Below are 15,613 nucleotides of genomic sequence, written 5' to 3' on the forward strand. Positions count from 1 at the left end.
TTATAATTGAGTTTATTTACTACGTCTGGATCGGAGGGGGAGCACCTGAGCCTACTTTCGCTGTTAATTGCTGCTGTTGCGCCGGGTGTCGCCCTGTTGTCCTATTTTTATTTAAAGGACCGGTATGCCCCCGAACCGATTTCACTTGTGCTGCGCCTGTTTTTTTTCGGCGTGCTCATTGTGTTTCCCGTGATGGTGCTGCAGCGTGCGTTTGTGCAAGCATTTGGCGATCATCCGCTGGTGTTTTCGTTTATTTCTTCTTCGTTCCCCGAAGAATTCATGAAATGGTTTATCGTGCTGTTCATCATCTACAAGCATACGAATTTTGATGAGCCCTACGACGGCATCGTGTATTCGGTTGCGGTATCGCTCGGCTTTGCCACGCTGGAAAATGTACTGTATGCGCTGCTGAATTCGATGGACTTTTCGACGCTGCTGTTTCGGGCATTTTTGCCCGTATCGGGCCATGCGATGTTTGGCGTGATGATGGGCTACCATTTCGGCCGGGCCAAGTTTGATCCGGAGCATGCGCGCAGACATCTGACGATGGCATTTGTATTGCCGTTTTTCTGGCACGGCGTGTTCGATTATACGCTTTTTGCGACCAAAGGGTACTGGGCCTGGTTTATGGTCCCGCTGATGGTCTTTCTGTGGACGCGCAGCCTGTGGAAGGTGAAGCGGGCGAATGCGAAATCGCCGCTGCGGATGGTTACGCGCGAGGAACGGGTTAAAATTTAGCAGGCTTGTCCATACTGGAGCTAACTGAAACTGTTAGAAACCGGGGGATTTTTTATGGACGCTGTACAAGTGCGGGTCAAGGTGAGAATCCGCTGCAACTGCTGCGGAGAAAAGTTTATTTTGAAAGGACGCATGGACAAGGGGCGTATTGATACAGGCTTCAAGCAATGCGTGTGCGACAACGACCACGACTTTGAGATCGAAACCAACCATGCATGATCCAGCGGCAGCAGCCGGCCTTCGGGCCGGTTTTTTTGTGAAACAGAAAAAAGCAGAACGCCTGTTGTTGCGGCGCTGCGCGGCGGCAGGTGCATAAAGCGGATGTCTTCCTGAGCAAACTAACTCCAATCATGGCTGAAGAAGGGAGTTAGCTAGTTATGTACAAACGGCTGAGCATCGTTATGTTTCCGATTTTGCTGATCGCGCTGATCGGAACGGGATTTTGGGGGTACATGGAGCATCAGGAGAAAAACTCGGTGCTGATCAAGGCGGAAAACCAGTACCAGCGGGCGTTTCATGATTTGTCCTTCCATGTGGATAAGCTGCATACGGAGCTAGGCAATACGCTGGCGGTAAATACGACCTCCCAGGATGCGTACAAAAAAGGGCTCATTAACGTGTGGCGGATTACAAGCCAGGCGCAAAATGAAATTAGCCAGCTGCCCTTGACGCTGCTGCCCTTTAACAAAACCGAGGAGTTTCTTGCAAACATTTCGAATTTCGCTTACCGGGCGGCTGTCCGCGATTTGAGCAAGCAGCCGCTGTCTGATGGAGAGATGAAGACGCTGACGGCGCTGTATGATCATTCGACGCAAATTACGAAGGATCTTCGCGAGGTGCAATCGACGGTCATCCAGCAAAATTTGCGGTGGATGGACGTTGAGCTGGCGCTGGCGACGGAAAAGCAGCCGCAGGACAATGCGATTATCGACGGGTTTACGACGGTGGACAAGAAGGTCGGAGAGTACCCGGAAATCAACTGGAGCCCGACGGTCGTCAGCATGTATCAGACACGGGATCTGAGCATGCTGACGGGGGCGGAGGTGACGGCCGACGACATCAAAGCGAAGGCGGCGAAATTTCTCGGCTTGGCCGATCCGAATGCGGTGCAGGTCGTCGAAAACGGCGCCGGAACGGAGCAGCAGTCTTTCAGCGCGTACGTAGCCAAAGAAGGCTCACAAGACGGCGCGCATCTCGATTATTCGAAAAAAGGCGGTCAGCTGCTATGGTTTACAGCGGTCCGGGACGTTCCGTCCAAGCAGCTGGACCTGCGCCAGGCGAGGGATGCGGCAGCCCAGTTTCTGGATGAGCGCGGTTATCCGAACATGACGGCGGTCAGCTATGACGAATACGGCAATGCGGCCAATATAACGTTTGCTGCGCGCACGAGCAACGATGTTATTAATTATTTGGAAAAAGTGGCGGTTAAGATAGCGTTGGATAATGGCGAGGTGATCGGTCTGGAAGCCGCCGATTATGTACACGACAAGAAGGAGCGTCAGCTTGCCGCCCCCAAGCTTACCTTGGAGGAAGCCCGCAAGACGCTCAGCGACAGCTTTCAGGTGGACAGCGTTCATCAGGCATTGATCCGCAACGACGTCAAGCAGGAAGTGCTGTGCTACCAGTTCATCGGCCGCGTCAACGGCGGGTTGTATCGGATCTATGTAAATGCTGAAAACGGAGTGGAGGAAAAAATTGATCAGATCGGAACGGAAGAGGCGCAGGTGACGCAAACCTGACTTGCTCCGCACCGTCCGGTTCACAATAGCAGCAGAAAACCCGGAGCCGGGCGGCTTCGGGTTTTTCGTCCCTTCTACTCCTGCACGATGCCCCGCAGCCGCTGTAAATTAAGCTTTCCATATGGCAGGGGCGTGATATAATAGGAAGGCGCATGTCCCTTGCGATGTGTCGCTAACGATGTAGTCAGGGGGTCGCACAGCTTGCTTCCGAAGGTCAATTCTATCTTGCATATTCAGGTGAACTCCATTGACGAGGAGGAAGCCAGGCAGGAATACAAATCGCGCATTGCTGATATCAACGACAGATGCATCAGCATGGAAGTGCCGCTTCACGAGACGTCCGGACGCCTCAAGCGGCTGTATCCTGGCGATGAGCTGTCGATTTATTTTATAACGGACGGCGGCGTCAAAAATTATTTCAGCTCCTCCGTGCTCGGCTTTAATGACGATGTGATTCGTCTGGTCGAGATCAGGACGCCTGAGCTTGCGTCGATTACGAAGGTGCAGCGCCGCAATTTTTTGCGCGTGCCGGCGGAGCTGGATATTGCCGTAAGGTTAGGCGACAACTACCAGTTCGTGGCGATGACCGACGACGTGGGCGGCGGCGGCATTTCTTTAGTTTGCGAAGGGCATGTCCCGGTCCGCAGCGGACTGCAGGTCGGCTGCTGGCTGCTGGTACCGTTCAAAAGCGGCATGATTGAGCATGTGCCGTTTAAAAGCGAAATTGTACGCGTCAAGCCGCTGGAAACGGGGCGTCAGCAGGTGATGCTGCGGTTTCTTGAGATTTCCGAAAGCGATCGGCAGAAGGTGATCCGCTACTGCTTCGAGCGGCAGTTTGACTTCCGGAAAAAATAATCCGGGAATTGTTTCCTGATCAGGCGGGTATACTACGCACAACCTTGATGGCTGGAGACGATCGTATGGGTCCAAAGAACCAATCGGCAGCAGAGCAGCGGTACGAGGAGCTGTTTCTCAGCTTCTCGAAGCGCGTGGAGAAGACGCTGCTGGCGCTGCTTGCCTTATTTCTGTGCGCGCTGCTTGTCTCGCAGGCGCTGCTGCTTGTTCCGGGGCTTCGCCGGCAGCTAGTGAAGGTGGAAAGGCTGGAGGGCGACCCCTACAAAGGCGGCTCGGCCTGGCGGCAGACGGCGAAAGATCATGATTTAGGCACACAGCCTTTTGCATTTTTCGAGAAACCTATGGTATAATTTTCTTCGTTCAAGGCCTAGGCCTGTTTTTTGGAGATTGCTTGTCTTTTTTAATGGGGTAAGGAGGCCGCAGCTTTGGAGAGGTTTAACATCGCAATCGACGGTCCGGCTGGCGCTGGCAAAAGTACAATCGCCCGTTTGGTGGCGGGGGAGCTCGGTTTCGTGTATGTCGATACCGGGGCCATGTACCGGGCAGTGACCTGGCGGATTTTAGAGGAAGGCCTTCGACCGGATCAGATGGAGAAGATGATCTCTCTAACCCAGCAGACGGACATCCGTCTGGCGCCGGGTGAACATGGACAAGCCGTGTACGTGGATGGCCGTGATGTAACAGGCGTGATTCGGTCGGCGGAGGTTACGGGTAATGTATCTCGCGTGTCCGCGATTGCGGGAATTCGCAGCGTACTGACCCGCAAGCAGAAGGAGATGGCCGTAAGCAAAGGGATAGTGATGGATGGCCGGGATATCGGCAGCCATGTGTTGCCCGATGCGGAGGTCAAGGTATTTCTCACCGCCAGCGTCCAGATTCGGGCGCAACGCCGCCTGAAGGAAATTCGCGATTCCCAGCCGTCCGTTACGCTTGAGCAGCTGATGGCGGAGATCGCCGAGCGCGACCGGATGGATGAGCAGCGGGAAACATCGCCGCTGGTCAAAGCGCCGGACGCTGTGTTGCTGGATACGAGCGAGCTGACGATTGAAGATGTCGTCGGGCGTATTTTGGAGCTTGCCGGCAGTCGCGTCGGTGGAGGGAAATAACGTATGATGTATCGCTTTTTCCGTGGTTTGTTCCGGCTGATGCTTGCCGTTTTCTTCCGGGCGCGTTCCGAAGGACTGGAGCATGTTCCCCAGGAGGGAGGCGTCGTGCTTTGCTCCAATCATACGAGCAATTGGGACCCTTTGATGCTGGGTTGCCCGCTTGAGCGCAAGGTGCACTACATGGCGAAAGCCGAGCTGTTCGAGCTGCCTCTGCTGAAGCAGGTGCTCCCGCGGATCGGTGCGTTTCCTGTCAAGCGCGGCGGGGTGAGCAAGGAGTCGATCCGACTCTCCCAGCAGCTGCTGAAAGGCGGGGGCATCATCGGTGTTTTTCCGGAGGGCACGCGCAGCAATGCAGGCGGCATGGGCAAGAAAGGCGCGGCCAGTCTCGCCATCAAATCGGGGGCTGCTGTGATTCCGGCGGCGATTATCGGCAATTATTCGTTATTCCGTCCCATGCGAATCGTCTATGGCCCGGCCGTCGATCTGAGCGAGTTCGCGGACGCAGGCTCCGAAGGGCTGGAGCAGGCGACCGATAAGATTATGAGCACCATCCGGCAGATGCACCAGCTGCACGCATCGAAGCGTTAACTTGGTGGCATACTGTAGCAAAAGAGGAAACAAGTTTTTTATAAAATAAACCATTACCTGTCGTTTAGGTCGTTAAGGAGGAAATTAATCATGTCTGATGAAATCAAAGTAGACCAAGAGCTTCAAGAGGAACAAACTGCCGAGGTATCCCAAGAGGAGTCCATGGCCAATGTCAACATCCTGAAAAAGGGTGATATCGTAACCGGCAAAGTCATCAAAATCGAAGCAGACCAAGCGGTCGTCGATGTTGGCTACAAATATGACGGCGTGGTGCCTTTGCGTGAGCTGTCTTCCGTTTCGCTGGACAATGCGGGCGAAGGCGTTGAAATCGGCCAGGACATCGAATTGAAAGTTCTGACGATCAATGACCACAAAGAAACGCTTGTCTTGTCCAAACGCGCAATCCAAGGCGAAAAGGCATGGGAAAAGCTGGCTGCTGACCTGGAAAACAAAACGATCCTGGAAGCGAAAGTTGCTGAAGTGGTCAAAGGCGGACTGGTTGTAGACGTGGGCCTTCGCGGCTTCGTGCCGGCGTCGATGGTTGAGCGCAACTTCGTTGAAGATTTCAGCGATTACAAAGGCCGCACGCTTCGTCTGCGCGTGAAAGAAATGGATAAAGAGAAAAACAAAGTCATCCTGTCCCAGAAGGATGTTCTGGACGAGGAGTTCGAAGCGAAGAAGGTTGAAGTTCTGGGCCAATTGTCCGTAGGCCAGGAGCTGACGGGTACGGTTCAACGTCTGACCCAATTCGGCGCATTCGTCGATATCGGTGGCGTAGACGGCCTTGTTCATATTTCCGAGATGGCTTGGCATCATGTTGAAACACCTTCCGAGGTTGTTAAGGAAGGCGATCAAGTGAAGGTGCAGGTATTGAAGGTTGATCCGGCTAACGAGCGGATTTCGCTCAGCATCAAGGCTACGCAGCCAGGACCTTGGCAGCAAGTGGCTAACAGCATCAACATTGGCGATATCGTAACGGGTACCGTAAAACGCCTCGTTCAATTCGGCGCCTTCATCGAAGTCGCTCCTGGCGTTGAAGGTCTCGTACACATCTCCCAAATCTCCCACCGTCATATCGGCACGCCGCATGAAGTGCTGAAGGAAGGTCAAGAGGTTCAAGTGAAGGTGCTGGATGTGAATCCTGGCGAAAAACGCGTTTCCTTGAGCATCAAGGAAACGGAAGAAGCTCCTGCCCGCGAGCCTAAGCCAGAGCGTGGCGAGCGCGCGCCTAGACGTGAAAGAGAATCCGTATCGCATGAAGAAATGCAAGGCCTGAACTTGACGCTCGGCGAGCGTTTCGGTGACAAGCTGAGCAAATTTAAATAAGCTTTCGTCGCGAAGAGAGGGAACCAGGGTGCGTATTCCACGGAAAATGGAGCATGTGCATCATGCTCTCCAGCTTGGTCAAAGCGGCCTTCACGGCTTCTCGGACATTAAGCTGATTCCAAACTGCTTGCCCGGAACCTCGACGGAGCACATCGTATGGCATACCCAGATCGGCGAACTCTCCTTGAGTTCGCCGATTGTTATTAATGCGATGACCGGCGGGGCGACGGAAACAGAGGAAATTAACCGCGAGCTGGCGATTGCCGCGCGGGAAACGGGACTTGCGATGGCCGTAGGCTCGCAAATGTCGGCTATTAAAAATCCGGAGGTGGCGGCGAGCTACCGGGTTGTTCGCGATGTGAACCCGCGAGGCGTCGTCTTCGGAAATCTGGGCAGCGAAGCGACGCTCGATCAGGCGGAACGTGCTGTTGAAATGATCAGGGCGGATGCGCTGCAGATTCATTTAAATGTGATGCAGGAGCTGATCATGCCTGAGGGAGATCGCGACTTCACGGGGATGCTGGAGCGGATCATTCGCATTGTGGAAGCGGTCGGCGTGCCGGTAATCGTCAAGGAGGTCGGCTTCGGCATGGCCCGCGAAAGCGCGGAGGCGCTGCTGAAGGCAGGCGTGCGTATCGTCGATGTCGGCGGCTCAGGCGGCACGAACTTTGCGGCCATTGAAAATGCCCGCAGAGCGGAGCCGCTCGGCTGGCTCAACGACTGGGGCGCCAATACATGCATTTCGCTGCTGGAAGGGCTGGAAGCCGTGCGCCGCTTTGACGCAGCGGATGGCAGTAAGCCGGCCGTCATCGCAACCGGCGGCATCGGCAGCGCGCTGGAGGCCGTCAAGTCGCTGGTGCTCGGCGCATCGGCTGTCGGGATGGCAGGCGCGATGCTGCGTGTGCAGCGTACGGCTGGCACGGAGGCGCTGATTGCATTTATTGGCTCGCTGCATCACGATTTGCGGCTGCTGATGACAGCGCTTGGCGCGCCGGATCTGGACACGCTGCGGCAGGTGCCGGTAGTCGTCAGCGGCGAAACCGCGCATTGGTGCGCGGCGCGCGGCATAAATACAAAGCTGCTGGCTCAGCGAGATGGATACGCCTACACGTAAATAAAACTTGATACAGACAGCCATACTAAGGAAAAAGAGAGGAATGCGCTTTTTCTAAGGTGAACGCACATGATGAATGCAGGTTACGTATCGCTGGTGCTTGGAACCAGCGCTCTGATTCTAGGCGTGAGCGGCTGGAACGATGTTTTGATAAGAGGTATTACTCGGATGAGTTTACTTCTTTTTTTTATGCTCTGGCTGGCGCTGCTGCCGCTTAATTTGCGTTGGCACGGCATTCAGCTGCACGGGACAGCTGTTGTGCTGGCTGCGGTTGCGGCTTACGCGCTGGTGCGTGCGTCAGGCGGCTGGCTCCGGTTTCATCTGTTATCCGTCACGCTGCTGCTGGGAGCGCTGCACATGCTGATGAATGAAATGCTGCATCTGCTGCCCCGGCTGATCGTCGGCAATGTCGGGTTGACGCAAGCGCTGCTGCTCGGTTTGCTTGCTTCTGTGCTGCTGCGTACTCCCGTGCTGCAGCTCGGGGCGCTCGCCGGCGGTTTGCTGCTGGGCGACGGGCTGCTGCTCTATGCGCATGGCGGCATCGGAGAAGCGGTGCTCGGCAACGCCGCGCTCGGCGACCTGTGGTGGCTGAGCGTGTTTATCGCACGCGGCGGCTCGCTGACGCTGGAGCTGCTGCTTGGAGCGACGCGCAGGGTGCTGCGCGCGCTCGGGGATACTTTGCGGATGCGGTAGTCCGGTCACACCGGAGGCCCCGTCCAGAACCAGAACTTGGCGACGAACGGAGGAATGCAGATGTGGGGATGGATGATCGAGCAGCGATTCACCGTCGGCATCGGGCTGGGCGTGCTGTTTGGCATGGCGGCCCGCGTGCTGATGCTGCGGACCGACTATCGGCAATACCCGACTTACCCGCATGGTAAAATTATTCATTTGTCGCTTGGCGTCATTGCAGCCGGACTTGGCGCAGTAGCGGTTCCGTCGCTGCTGGAGAAAAATTATACAGCGATCACATTTCTGGCGATGGCGGCCCAGCAGTTCCGCGACGTGCGCAACATGGAACGGAATACGCTGAGCAAAATTGACAGTCTGGAGCTTGTGCCGCGCGGGGCGACTTATATTGAAGGCATTGCGATGGTGTTTGAAGGACGCAACTATCTTGTTATTTTTACCGCATTTACGACCGCTTTTTTCGGTACGGTGTTTGCCTGGTACTGGGGGGTGGCGGCTGGGGTGGCAGCGATGGCTGTAACCAACTATTTTAAGACGGGAAAAAGCTTGGCGCATATTGCCGAGGTAACGGTCGGCGAGGTTCGGCTGGACGGGCCGGATTTATTCGTGGATACGATCTATATTATGAACGTCGGATTGGAAGATACGCAGCAGGCGATCCGAGAGCATGCGATTGGGCTTGTATTTACGCCAAACAATAAAAATGCGCGGGTAACCTTAGCCAATCCGGGTCAGCGTCAGGCGATTTTGCACGACCTGTCCACGATCATGGGGGTGTACCGCGACGAGGGGGAGCCTTCGCTGCTGCCGCTTGCCAAGCTGGATATGAAAAACGGCCGGCTGGCCGTGCTGCTGCTGCCGCAGGAGCATAACCCCGAGAAGGCACGCCGGGTCGGGCTGGCGTCGCCGATTCTCGAAAGCGCGGTCCGCATGCCGTCGGAAGCGGACGATCAGCAACTGAGCGGAAAGGCAGGGGGATAGTCGATGGCGGTCATTCGCGCGATTGTTACGATCCATAGGGAGCAGGTAGCGGGGGGAGCGCCGATTTTTATCGTCGCGAGTGAACAGGAAAGACAGCAAACGGCATTCCGGCTGGAGAAAATTTTGGATGCGGCTGCCCATGACCTGCAAAACGGGACGATGATTCTGGTGCAGCATGGCGGCCAGACGGAGAGCTGAGCGGAAGATTGAACAGAGGATTGAATGGAGAATTGAACAGAGGGTTGGATATACGATGCGAATGTTCGGCGCAAGCGAACCAGCCGGTTTACTTGCGCTGTTTCGTTTGCTATAATATATTGTTGATATTTAACTTAAAATGGTTGGATTTATGCGTTTTTGCGAAGGGAATGAAGTTCATGGCAAGGCCAACTGTGGCAATCGTCGGCCGACCGAACGTAGGGAAATCGACGATCTTTAATCGGATTATCGGCGATAAGCTGGCAATCGTAGAGGATAAACCGGGCGTAACCCGGGACCGTTTGTACGGACGTGGAGAATGGCTGGACCGCGAATTCAGCATCATTGATACCGGAGGCATCGAGATCGAAGGCGAAGACCAGATCATGCGCTCTGTACGCATGCAGGCTGAGCTGGCGATCGAGGAAGCCGACGTGATCATTTTTATGGTGGATGCGAAGTCAGGCATTACGCCTGCGGACAGCGAGGTGGCAGAGATGCTGTTCCGCGCGCAGAAGCCGGTTATTATCGCGGCCAACAAGGTCGATAATTTGGGGCGGATGGACGATATTTACGAGTTCTACAGCCTCGGCTTCGGCGAGGTTGTCGGGATCTCAGGCTCGCATGGCACCGGAATTGGCGATCTGCTGGAAGCCGTGACGAATCACTTCCCGGATACGGTCGAGGAGGAGTACGGCGAGGATGTCATCAAAGTCGCGCTGATCGGCCGCCCGAATGTCGGCAAATCGTCGCTTGTGAATGCGCTGCTTGGGGAAGAGCGCGTTATCGTCAGCGATGTGGCCGGTACGACCCGCGACGCGATCGACACCCCGTTTGAGAAGGACGGCCAGAAATACGTCATTATTGACACCGCAGGTATGCGCAAGCGGGGGAAAGTGTACGAAAATACGGAGAAGTACAGTGTGATGCGGGCGATGAAGGCGATTGAGCGGGCGGATGTCGTGCTTGTCGTATTCAACGGGGAAGAAGGCATCATCGAGCAGGATAAGCACATTGCCGGATACGCGCATGACGCCGGCAAAGCGTCGATTTTCGTCGTGAACAAATGGGATGTTGTCGAGAAGGATGACAAGACGATGCACCAGTTCACACAGAAAATCCGCGACCACTTCCTGTTTATGACGTATGCGCCGGTTACTTATTTGTCTGCGAAGACGAAGGTCAAGCTGCATAAGCTGCTGCCGATGGTCAACCATGTGGCCGAGCAGCATGCGCTTCGCGTGCCGACGCATGTGCTGAATGAAATCGTATCGGATGCGGTAGCGCTTAATCCGCCGCCGACCGATAAGGGCAGACGGATGCGGATTAATTATGTTACCCAGGTGGCGGTCAAGCCTCCGACGATGGTTTTGTTCGTCAACGATCCGGAGCTGATGCACTTTTCTTACGAACGGTATCTGGACAATAAAATCCGGGCGGCTTTCGCTTTCGAAGGCACGCCGTTGCGTATATTCACCCGACGTAAGTCTGAAGACGATTGACAGGAGTGGCGCTTGTGTGGGCTTGGAGTTCACTGCTTATTGGATATTTACTCGGCTCGATCAGCTTCAGCTTTCTTGCGGGAAAGCTGCTGAAGGGGATCGACATCCGCCAGCACGGGAGCGGCAATGCCGGAGCTACGAATACGCTGCGCGTGCTGGGCAAGGGGCCGGGCATTACGGTGCTGCTGCTGGATATGCTCAAGGGTGTGGCCGCCGTTTGGCTCGGTCATCTGCTTAGCGGAGGCCAGCCGCTGTTTCTTGTGCTTGCGGGCATTTGCGTCATTGTCGGCCATAACTGGCCGGTATTTTTCGGCTTCCGCGGAGGCAAAGGGATTGCTACGACGATCGGCGTGATGGTGTCGCTGGCGTTTTTGCCTGCGCTGCTGGCTGGTGTTGTCGCCATTCTCTCGATTGTGTGGACACGCTACGTCTCGCTTGGCTCCTTGCTGTTTACGGCGCTGCTGCCGCTGCTGATCTGGCTGATGGGCCGTCCGATGGAAATTTTCTGGCTGAGCGTGCTGTTGTTTGTGTTCGCCTGGTTCCGTCACCGCAGCAATATCGTCAAGCTGATCAAGGGTCAGGAAAACAAGCTCGGCGCCAAACGTCAGGCTTAGGCCTGCATGGTGTACGAATGTAAACCCGAATGACTGAAAAGGGGATGCCGCCAATGACACATGCTTCGAAAACAGCCGTGCTTGTTGCCGGAAGCTGGGGAACGGCCATCGCCTCCGTCTTGGCTGAGAACGGCCATGAGGTTGCGCTCTGGTCACGCAATGCCGAGCAAGTGCGGGAAATAAATGAACAGCATCGCAATTCGCGGTTTTTGAGCGATGCGGTGTTGTCCGAGTCGATTCGCGCCACGACCGATATGGAAGCGGCGGTCGCAGGCGCGGATGCGGTCTTCGTTGTTGCTCCGTCCTCCGCGATGCGGATGATTGCCGCCCAGCTTCGTCCATATTTGCAGGAGCACACGCTGCTTGTCCATGCGACCAAAGGCTTCGAGGCCGGGACGCTGAAGCGGATGAGCGAGGTGCTCGCGGACGAGCTGCCGCAGGTTGATCCGAACCGGATCGTCGTGCTGTCCGGCCCAAGTCACGCCGAGGAAGTGATCCGTCAATGTCCGACGACGGTTGTGGTTGCCTCCCTGGATAAGGAAGCCGCTGAGAAGGCGCAGGACCTGCTGATTAATAACAGCTTCCGCGTGTATACCAATCCCGATGTCATCGGGGTGGAGGTCAGCGGCGCGCTGAAAAACATTATTGCGCTCGGCGCCGGTTTGACGGACGGACTTGGCTTCGGCGATAATGCCAAGGCCGCGCTGCTGACGCGCGGGCTGGCCGAAATCGCCCGTCTCGGCACGGCGATGGGCGCCAAGCCGCTTACATTTGCCGGACTGGCGGGCGTTGGCGATCTCGTCGTTACGTGCACGAGCCAACATAGCCGCAACTGGCGCGCCGGCTCGATGCTGGCCCAAGGCTTCAAGCTCGAAGAGGTGCTGGAGCGAATGGGGATGGTTGTGGAAGGCGTGAAGACGACGCAGGCCGCGTATAAGCTTGCGGAGCAGTACGGGATCGCTATGCCGATTACCGCCGAGCTGCACCATGTATTGTTCGACGGCAAGACGCCGCGTGAGGCGGTTGAGGATCTGATGGGCCGCGGACGGACCCACGAGATTGAGGAAATCGCAGATTCGTCGCAATCCGGCTGGTTCCGCTAGGGCGTGTCTGAAAACGCTGAAGCCAGCAGATTTTGCCGAATTTTCGTTCCAAGCGAGGAAGTTTTTCGCAGGCGTGCGGGGGCACGTCAAGGGAAAGTGACGCGGCAGGGGGCGAAAAGGCGGTAAAAGATGCACTTCAGCGATTTTTGAGACACGCCCTAGGGCAAGCGCCTATACGGCTGGACGACATCGTACATATACTACCTCAGACATTCGCTTAGCGGGGCAGTTGGCTAAGTCGCATATCGAGTCTGAGGAGGTACTGCTGTGTCCAACAAAAATATGTCAAAAGACGTGCTAAACGTCGTTAAAAAGAAGACCGGAAAAAACGTGTCCGAGAAGGACATCTATAAGCTGGCCAGCGGCGTGAAGCCTGCAACGATGCAAAGTGACGCCCAGCTCAGGCAATTAATCAAGCAAGTGTCGAATCTCGTTAGTGTTCCGGTGTCCGAACAGACGATGAACGAGCTGATCGCCGCGATTAAGGGCAGCAAGATGAGCACGACGAATATGGAGCAATTGATGAAGATGATTATGAAAAAGTAACCGTGTGGTGGCACGAGCGTCCGGATACGGCGCTGGTGCCTTTTTTCTTGTGAGGTTCTTTTCGAAAAGATTTCGATTCGGAACATGCCCTATGTTATGATAAGCAGAAGAGCTGCCGGGCGCAGGTAAAGTGGAGGTTAGACGAAACATGACACCATTGGACAAGATGTGGGCATCATTTGTGGCGATTGGCTTGATGATTGTGGCGTCACTGCTGATTACGTACGCGAGGACGCGGACAAAGGGCGTTACCCGGGTGCTGCTGTCGCTGCTGGCTTTTATTTTATTTATTCCGATTTTAATCTATATGATGGCTTCGATGTTATAGGGAAGGGAGGCCGCGATTCATGATTACGTTAAAAGGGCGCAGCGTCCGCAAAACGGTAGAGCCTGAGCTGGGCTTGACCCTGCTGGACCTCGCGATGAAGCATAAGATTGACTGGAGCTTTTCATGTACGCGGGGGACATGCTCCCGCTGCCGATGTATCGTGACGGAGGGAGCTGAACATTTAAGCGCCCCGACGGATGCGGAGCTGGACAACCTGGAGCCGGAGGAGCTTGAGCAGGGCATGCGGCTTGGCTGCCAGGCGGAGCTTCGGGCTGCGGGACCGGTTACGGCCTCACTCAAGCCGTTTTTTTAGTAAACGCTAGGCCGGATGCGGGACGCTGGCTGCGATCGGAACAGGATGAGGATGAGATGGCGAGTACAAATAAAAAAATCAGGATGCCGGAGCAGACCGAAGCCGCGTTAGCTGTGCTTGAGCAAACGCTTCGGCCGCTCGGGGCTGTTTGGGCTGTTGGCGGAAGCACCGGCTTGCTGCTGCAGGGGGGACTGCTCGCTGCCGAGCCGCGCGATTTGGATGTGTATGCGGACAAGGAGGACGCCCGGCGTTTGCATGGCGCGTTGTCCGCTTATTCCGTAGATGAACAGGAGCTGAATGAGACGCCCCCGTATCGATCGCTGCTCAGTCATTATCAGATTGGCGGCTGTTCGGTTGAGCTGGTCGGAGCGTTTGAGGTTCGGGCCCGGGACAGTGCGTACGAGGTGGATGTCGGCAGCCTGCTGAGCGCTGCTCCGGTCAGCTTCATGCTGGGCAATGGCCGCCAGACGCGGCTGATGCCGCTTGTCCATGAGCTGATCTTTAACGTGCTGCGCGATCGTGCGGACCGTTACGAAGCGATTGCGGCTGTGTGCCGCCAGACAGACCGGCAAGCTCATGTGCTGCTGCTGGAGCAGCTGACCGAACGCAACCGGCTGGCGCCGCCTGTACGGGCGCTGCTGGCTGAGCTGCTGGCGCTGTAGAGAGGAGGCGAACGATGGCAGCTGACATTACATTTTGGCCTGACCGCAAATCGGTGCAGGCCAGACCGGGCGGGACGCTGCTGGAGGCGGCCCGACGGGCGAAGGTGCCGATCCGTACCCGCTGCGACGGCAAAGCGGCCTGTCTGATGTGCAAGGTGCAGGTTGCGCCCGAGGCGCAAGCAGGGCTGTACCCGATGAATACGAATGAACGGCTCAAGCTGGGCACACTGGCCGACGAGGGCTTTCGTCTGGCTTGTCAGGCTAAAACAAACGGCAAGGCGGCTGTTGACGCTACCGTACCGGAGGACCCGCTTAAAAGCGCCATCCGCCGGCAGCTTGAACGTCAGCAGCAGGAGAGGGAGGAGTGGCCATGACGCGTTGGAGCGGGCTCGGTGTATTGCTGATCCTGATGGCTCTACTGGGCGGCTGTATGTACCCGGACGAGCTGCGCAAGGAAAATCAGCTGGCCAGCGGAGAATATGTGATGGTGGTCCAGCATGCGGTCGATCAATTCAAGGAAAAAACGGGCGTGCTGCCGATCAAAAACAGTGAAGAGGCGACCCCGTTATACGAGAAATATCCAATAGATTTCAAAAAGCTGAAAGGGCTCTACCTCAGCTCCGTGCCCGGCAATGCATTTGAAAGCGGCGGGACGGCAATTTATGTGCTGGTAGATGTCGAGACGAAGCCGACGGTCAAAATGCTTGATCTGACTTCATTCCAGCAAGCGATGGATTTGCAGCAGGCGGTGCGGGAGTATCAAACCAAGCAAGGCGCTCTGCCGTTCGGCGAGCCTGTCGTTCAAGGCTTCCATACGATCGACTTCGCCAAGCTGAACCGCAAGCCGGCCGAGGCGCGCAGCGTCTATACGCCGCAGGTGAGGCTGCCGTTTTTGCTGCATGATTCCGGCATGGTTGCGATTGACTACGCACCCGAGCTGATGCGGCTGATTGACAAGAAGAAGCTGCAAGCCGAGCTGACGCCGGATCAGGACTTGCGGGCGCTGCTTGTCGAAGCGTCTTATTTTGTCCCTGCGCGTTCGTTTGGCTACCGGTGGCGCAATGGTCAGCCGGAGACGATTACCGAGCCGTAAAGCAAGCTGAACAGCCCCGATTCGCCTTATGCACAAGGCGCGGATCGGGGCTGTTTGTTTTGCCATTATCCGAATATGGGGCGCTCAGCGTGCATATAGTTGCCTGAGGATGAACAT

General features: G+C 56.0%; 21 protein-coding genes. All 21 read left to right on the top strand.

The window, feature by feature from the left end; all coding sequences use genetic code 11:
• Window positions 1-45: 45 nt before the first annotated feature.
• The gene (prsW, locus tag AC6ROY_RS08385; protein WP_500099886.1) at window positions 46-738 is read left to right on the top strand and encodes a glutamic-type intramembrane protease PrsW; all 693 of its coding nucleotides are present in this window, start codon (window positions 46-48) and stop codon (window positions 736-738) included.
• A 54-nt stretch (window positions 739-792) separates the two neighbouring features.
• Window positions 793-957, top strand: coding sequence for a hypothetical protein (locus AC6ROY_RS08390; RefSeq protein WP_500099770.1), 165 nt, complete (start codon window positions 793-795; stop codon window positions 955-957).
• Between the two features lie 158 nt (window positions 958-1,115).
• Window positions 1,116-2,477, top strand: a complete 1,362-nt coding sequence (gene ypeB / locus AC6ROY_RS08395; protein ID WP_500099771.1) for a germination protein YpeB — start codon at window positions 1,116-1,118, stop codon at window positions 2,475-2,477.
• Window positions 2,478-2,678: 201 nt separating this feature from the next.
• Window positions 2,679-3,332 (top strand): flagellar brake protein, encoded by a 654-nt coding sequence (locus AC6ROY_RS08400; RefSeq protein WP_500099772.1) that lies wholly within the window; start codon window positions 2,679-2,681, stop codon window positions 3,330-3,332.
• A gap of 65 nt (window positions 3,333-3,397) precedes the next feature.
• On the top strand, window positions 3,398-3,682 hold the full coding sequence (locus AC6ROY_RS08405) for a hypothetical protein (protein WP_500099773.1): 285 nt from the start codon (window positions 3,398-3,400) through the stop codon (window positions 3,680-3,682).
• A 75-nt stretch (window positions 3,683-3,757) separates the two neighbouring features.
• Window positions 3,758-4,438 (top strand): (d)CMP kinase, encoded by a 681-nt coding sequence (gene cmk, locus AC6ROY_RS08410; protein WP_500099774.1) that lies wholly within the window; start codon window positions 3,758-3,760, stop codon window positions 4,436-4,438.
• Window positions 4,439-4,441: 3 nt separating this feature from the next.
• Entirely contained in the window at window positions 4,442-5,026 is a 585-nt protein-coding gene (locus AC6ROY_RS08415) for a lysophospholipid acyltransferase family protein (protein WP_500099775.1), read from the top strand.
• A gap of 90 nt (window positions 5,027-5,116) precedes the next feature.
• On the top strand, window positions 5,117-6,352 hold the full coding sequence (gene rpsA / locus AC6ROY_RS08420) for a 30S ribosomal protein S1 (protein WP_500099776.1): 1,236 nt from the start codon (window positions 5,117-5,119) through the stop codon (window positions 6,350-6,352).
• A gap of 46 nt (window positions 6,353-6,398) precedes the next feature.
• Window positions 6,399-7,466: a type 2 isopentenyl-diphosphate Delta-isomerase gene (gene fni / locus AC6ROY_RS08425; RefSeq protein WP_500099888.1), complete on the top strand. Its 1,068-nt coding sequence runs from the start codon at window positions 6,399-6,401 to the stop codon at window positions 7,464-7,466.
• A gap of 168 nt (window positions 7,467-7,634) precedes the next feature.
• On the top strand, window positions 7,635-8,159 hold the full coding sequence (locus AC6ROY_RS08430; RefSeq protein ID WP_500099778.1) for a YphA family membrane protein: 525 nt from the start codon (window positions 7,635-7,637) through the stop codon (window positions 8,157-8,159).
• A 60-nt stretch (window positions 8,160-8,219) separates the two neighbouring features.
• Window positions 8,220-9,137, top strand: a complete 918-nt coding sequence (locus AC6ROY_RS08435; RefSeq protein WP_500099779.1) for a YIEGIA family protein — start codon at window positions 8,220-8,222, stop codon at window positions 9,135-9,137.
• A 3-nt stretch (window positions 9,138-9,140) separates the two neighbouring features.
• The gene (locus AC6ROY_RS08440) at window positions 9,141-9,335 is read left to right on the top strand and encodes a capping complex subunit for YIEGIA (RefSeq protein WP_500099780.1); all 195 of its coding nucleotides are present in this window, start codon (window positions 9,141-9,143) and stop codon (window positions 9,333-9,335) included.
• 179 nt (window positions 9,336-9,514) lie between these two features.
• A complete protein-coding gene (der, locus tag AC6ROY_RS08445; protein ID WP_500099781.1) occupies window positions 9,515-10,837 on the top strand; it encodes a ribosome biogenesis GTPase Der in 1,323 nt (440 codons plus the stop codon).
• 14 nt (window positions 10,838-10,851) lie between these two features.
• Complete coding sequence (gene plsY, locus AC6ROY_RS08450) at window positions 10,852-11,451, top strand: glycerol-3-phosphate 1-O-acyltransferase PlsY (RefSeq protein ID WP_500099782.1); 600 nt, start codon at window positions 10,852-10,854, stop codon at window positions 11,449-11,451.
• A gap of 53 nt (window positions 11,452-11,504) precedes the next feature.
• On the top strand, window positions 11,505-12,554 hold the full coding sequence (locus AC6ROY_RS08455; protein ID WP_500099783.1) for an NAD(P)H-dependent glycerol-3-phosphate dehydrogenase: 1,050 nt from the start codon (window positions 11,505-11,507) through the stop codon (window positions 12,552-12,554).
• A gap of 282 nt (window positions 12,555-12,836) precedes the next feature.
• Window positions 12,837-13,100: a stage VI sporulation protein F gene (locus AC6ROY_RS08460; protein ID WP_500099890.1), complete on the top strand. Its 264-nt coding sequence runs from the start codon at window positions 12,837-12,839 to the stop codon at window positions 13,098-13,100.
• A 148-nt stretch (window positions 13,101-13,248) separates the two neighbouring features.
• Window positions 13,249-13,428 (top strand): DUF2768 family protein, encoded by a 180-nt coding sequence (locus AC6ROY_RS08465; protein ID WP_500099784.1) that lies wholly within the window; start codon window positions 13,249-13,251, stop codon window positions 13,426-13,428.
• A gap of 19 nt (window positions 13,429-13,447) precedes the next feature.
• The gene (locus tag AC6ROY_RS08470; RefSeq protein WP_500099785.1) at window positions 13,448-13,741 is read left to right on the top strand and encodes a 2Fe-2S iron-sulfur cluster-binding protein; all 294 of its coding nucleotides are present in this window, start codon (window positions 13,448-13,450) and stop codon (window positions 13,739-13,741) included.
• A gap of 56 nt (window positions 13,742-13,797) precedes the next feature.
• Complete coding sequence (locus AC6ROY_RS08475; RefSeq protein ID WP_500099786.1) at window positions 13,798-14,403, top strand: nucleotidyltransferase family protein; 606 nt, start codon at window positions 13,798-13,800, stop codon at window positions 14,401-14,403.
• Window positions 14,404-14,417: 14 nt separating this feature from the next.
• Window positions 14,418-14,777 (top strand): 2Fe-2S iron-sulfur cluster-binding protein, encoded by a 360-nt coding sequence (locus AC6ROY_RS08480; RefSeq protein WP_500099787.1) that lies wholly within the window; start codon window positions 14,418-14,420, stop codon window positions 14,775-14,777.
• A complete protein-coding gene (locus AC6ROY_RS08485) occupies window positions 14,774-15,496 on the top strand; it encodes a YphF family lipoprotein (protein ID WP_500099788.1) in 723 nt (240 codons plus the stop codon). Before AC6ROY_RS08480 ends, AC6ROY_RS08485 begins: the two co-directional genes overlap by 4 nt.
• The last annotated feature ends 117 nt before the right edge of the window (window positions 15,497-15,613 follow it).

Source organism: Paenibacillus sp. sg306046 (genome assembly GCF_059821225.1).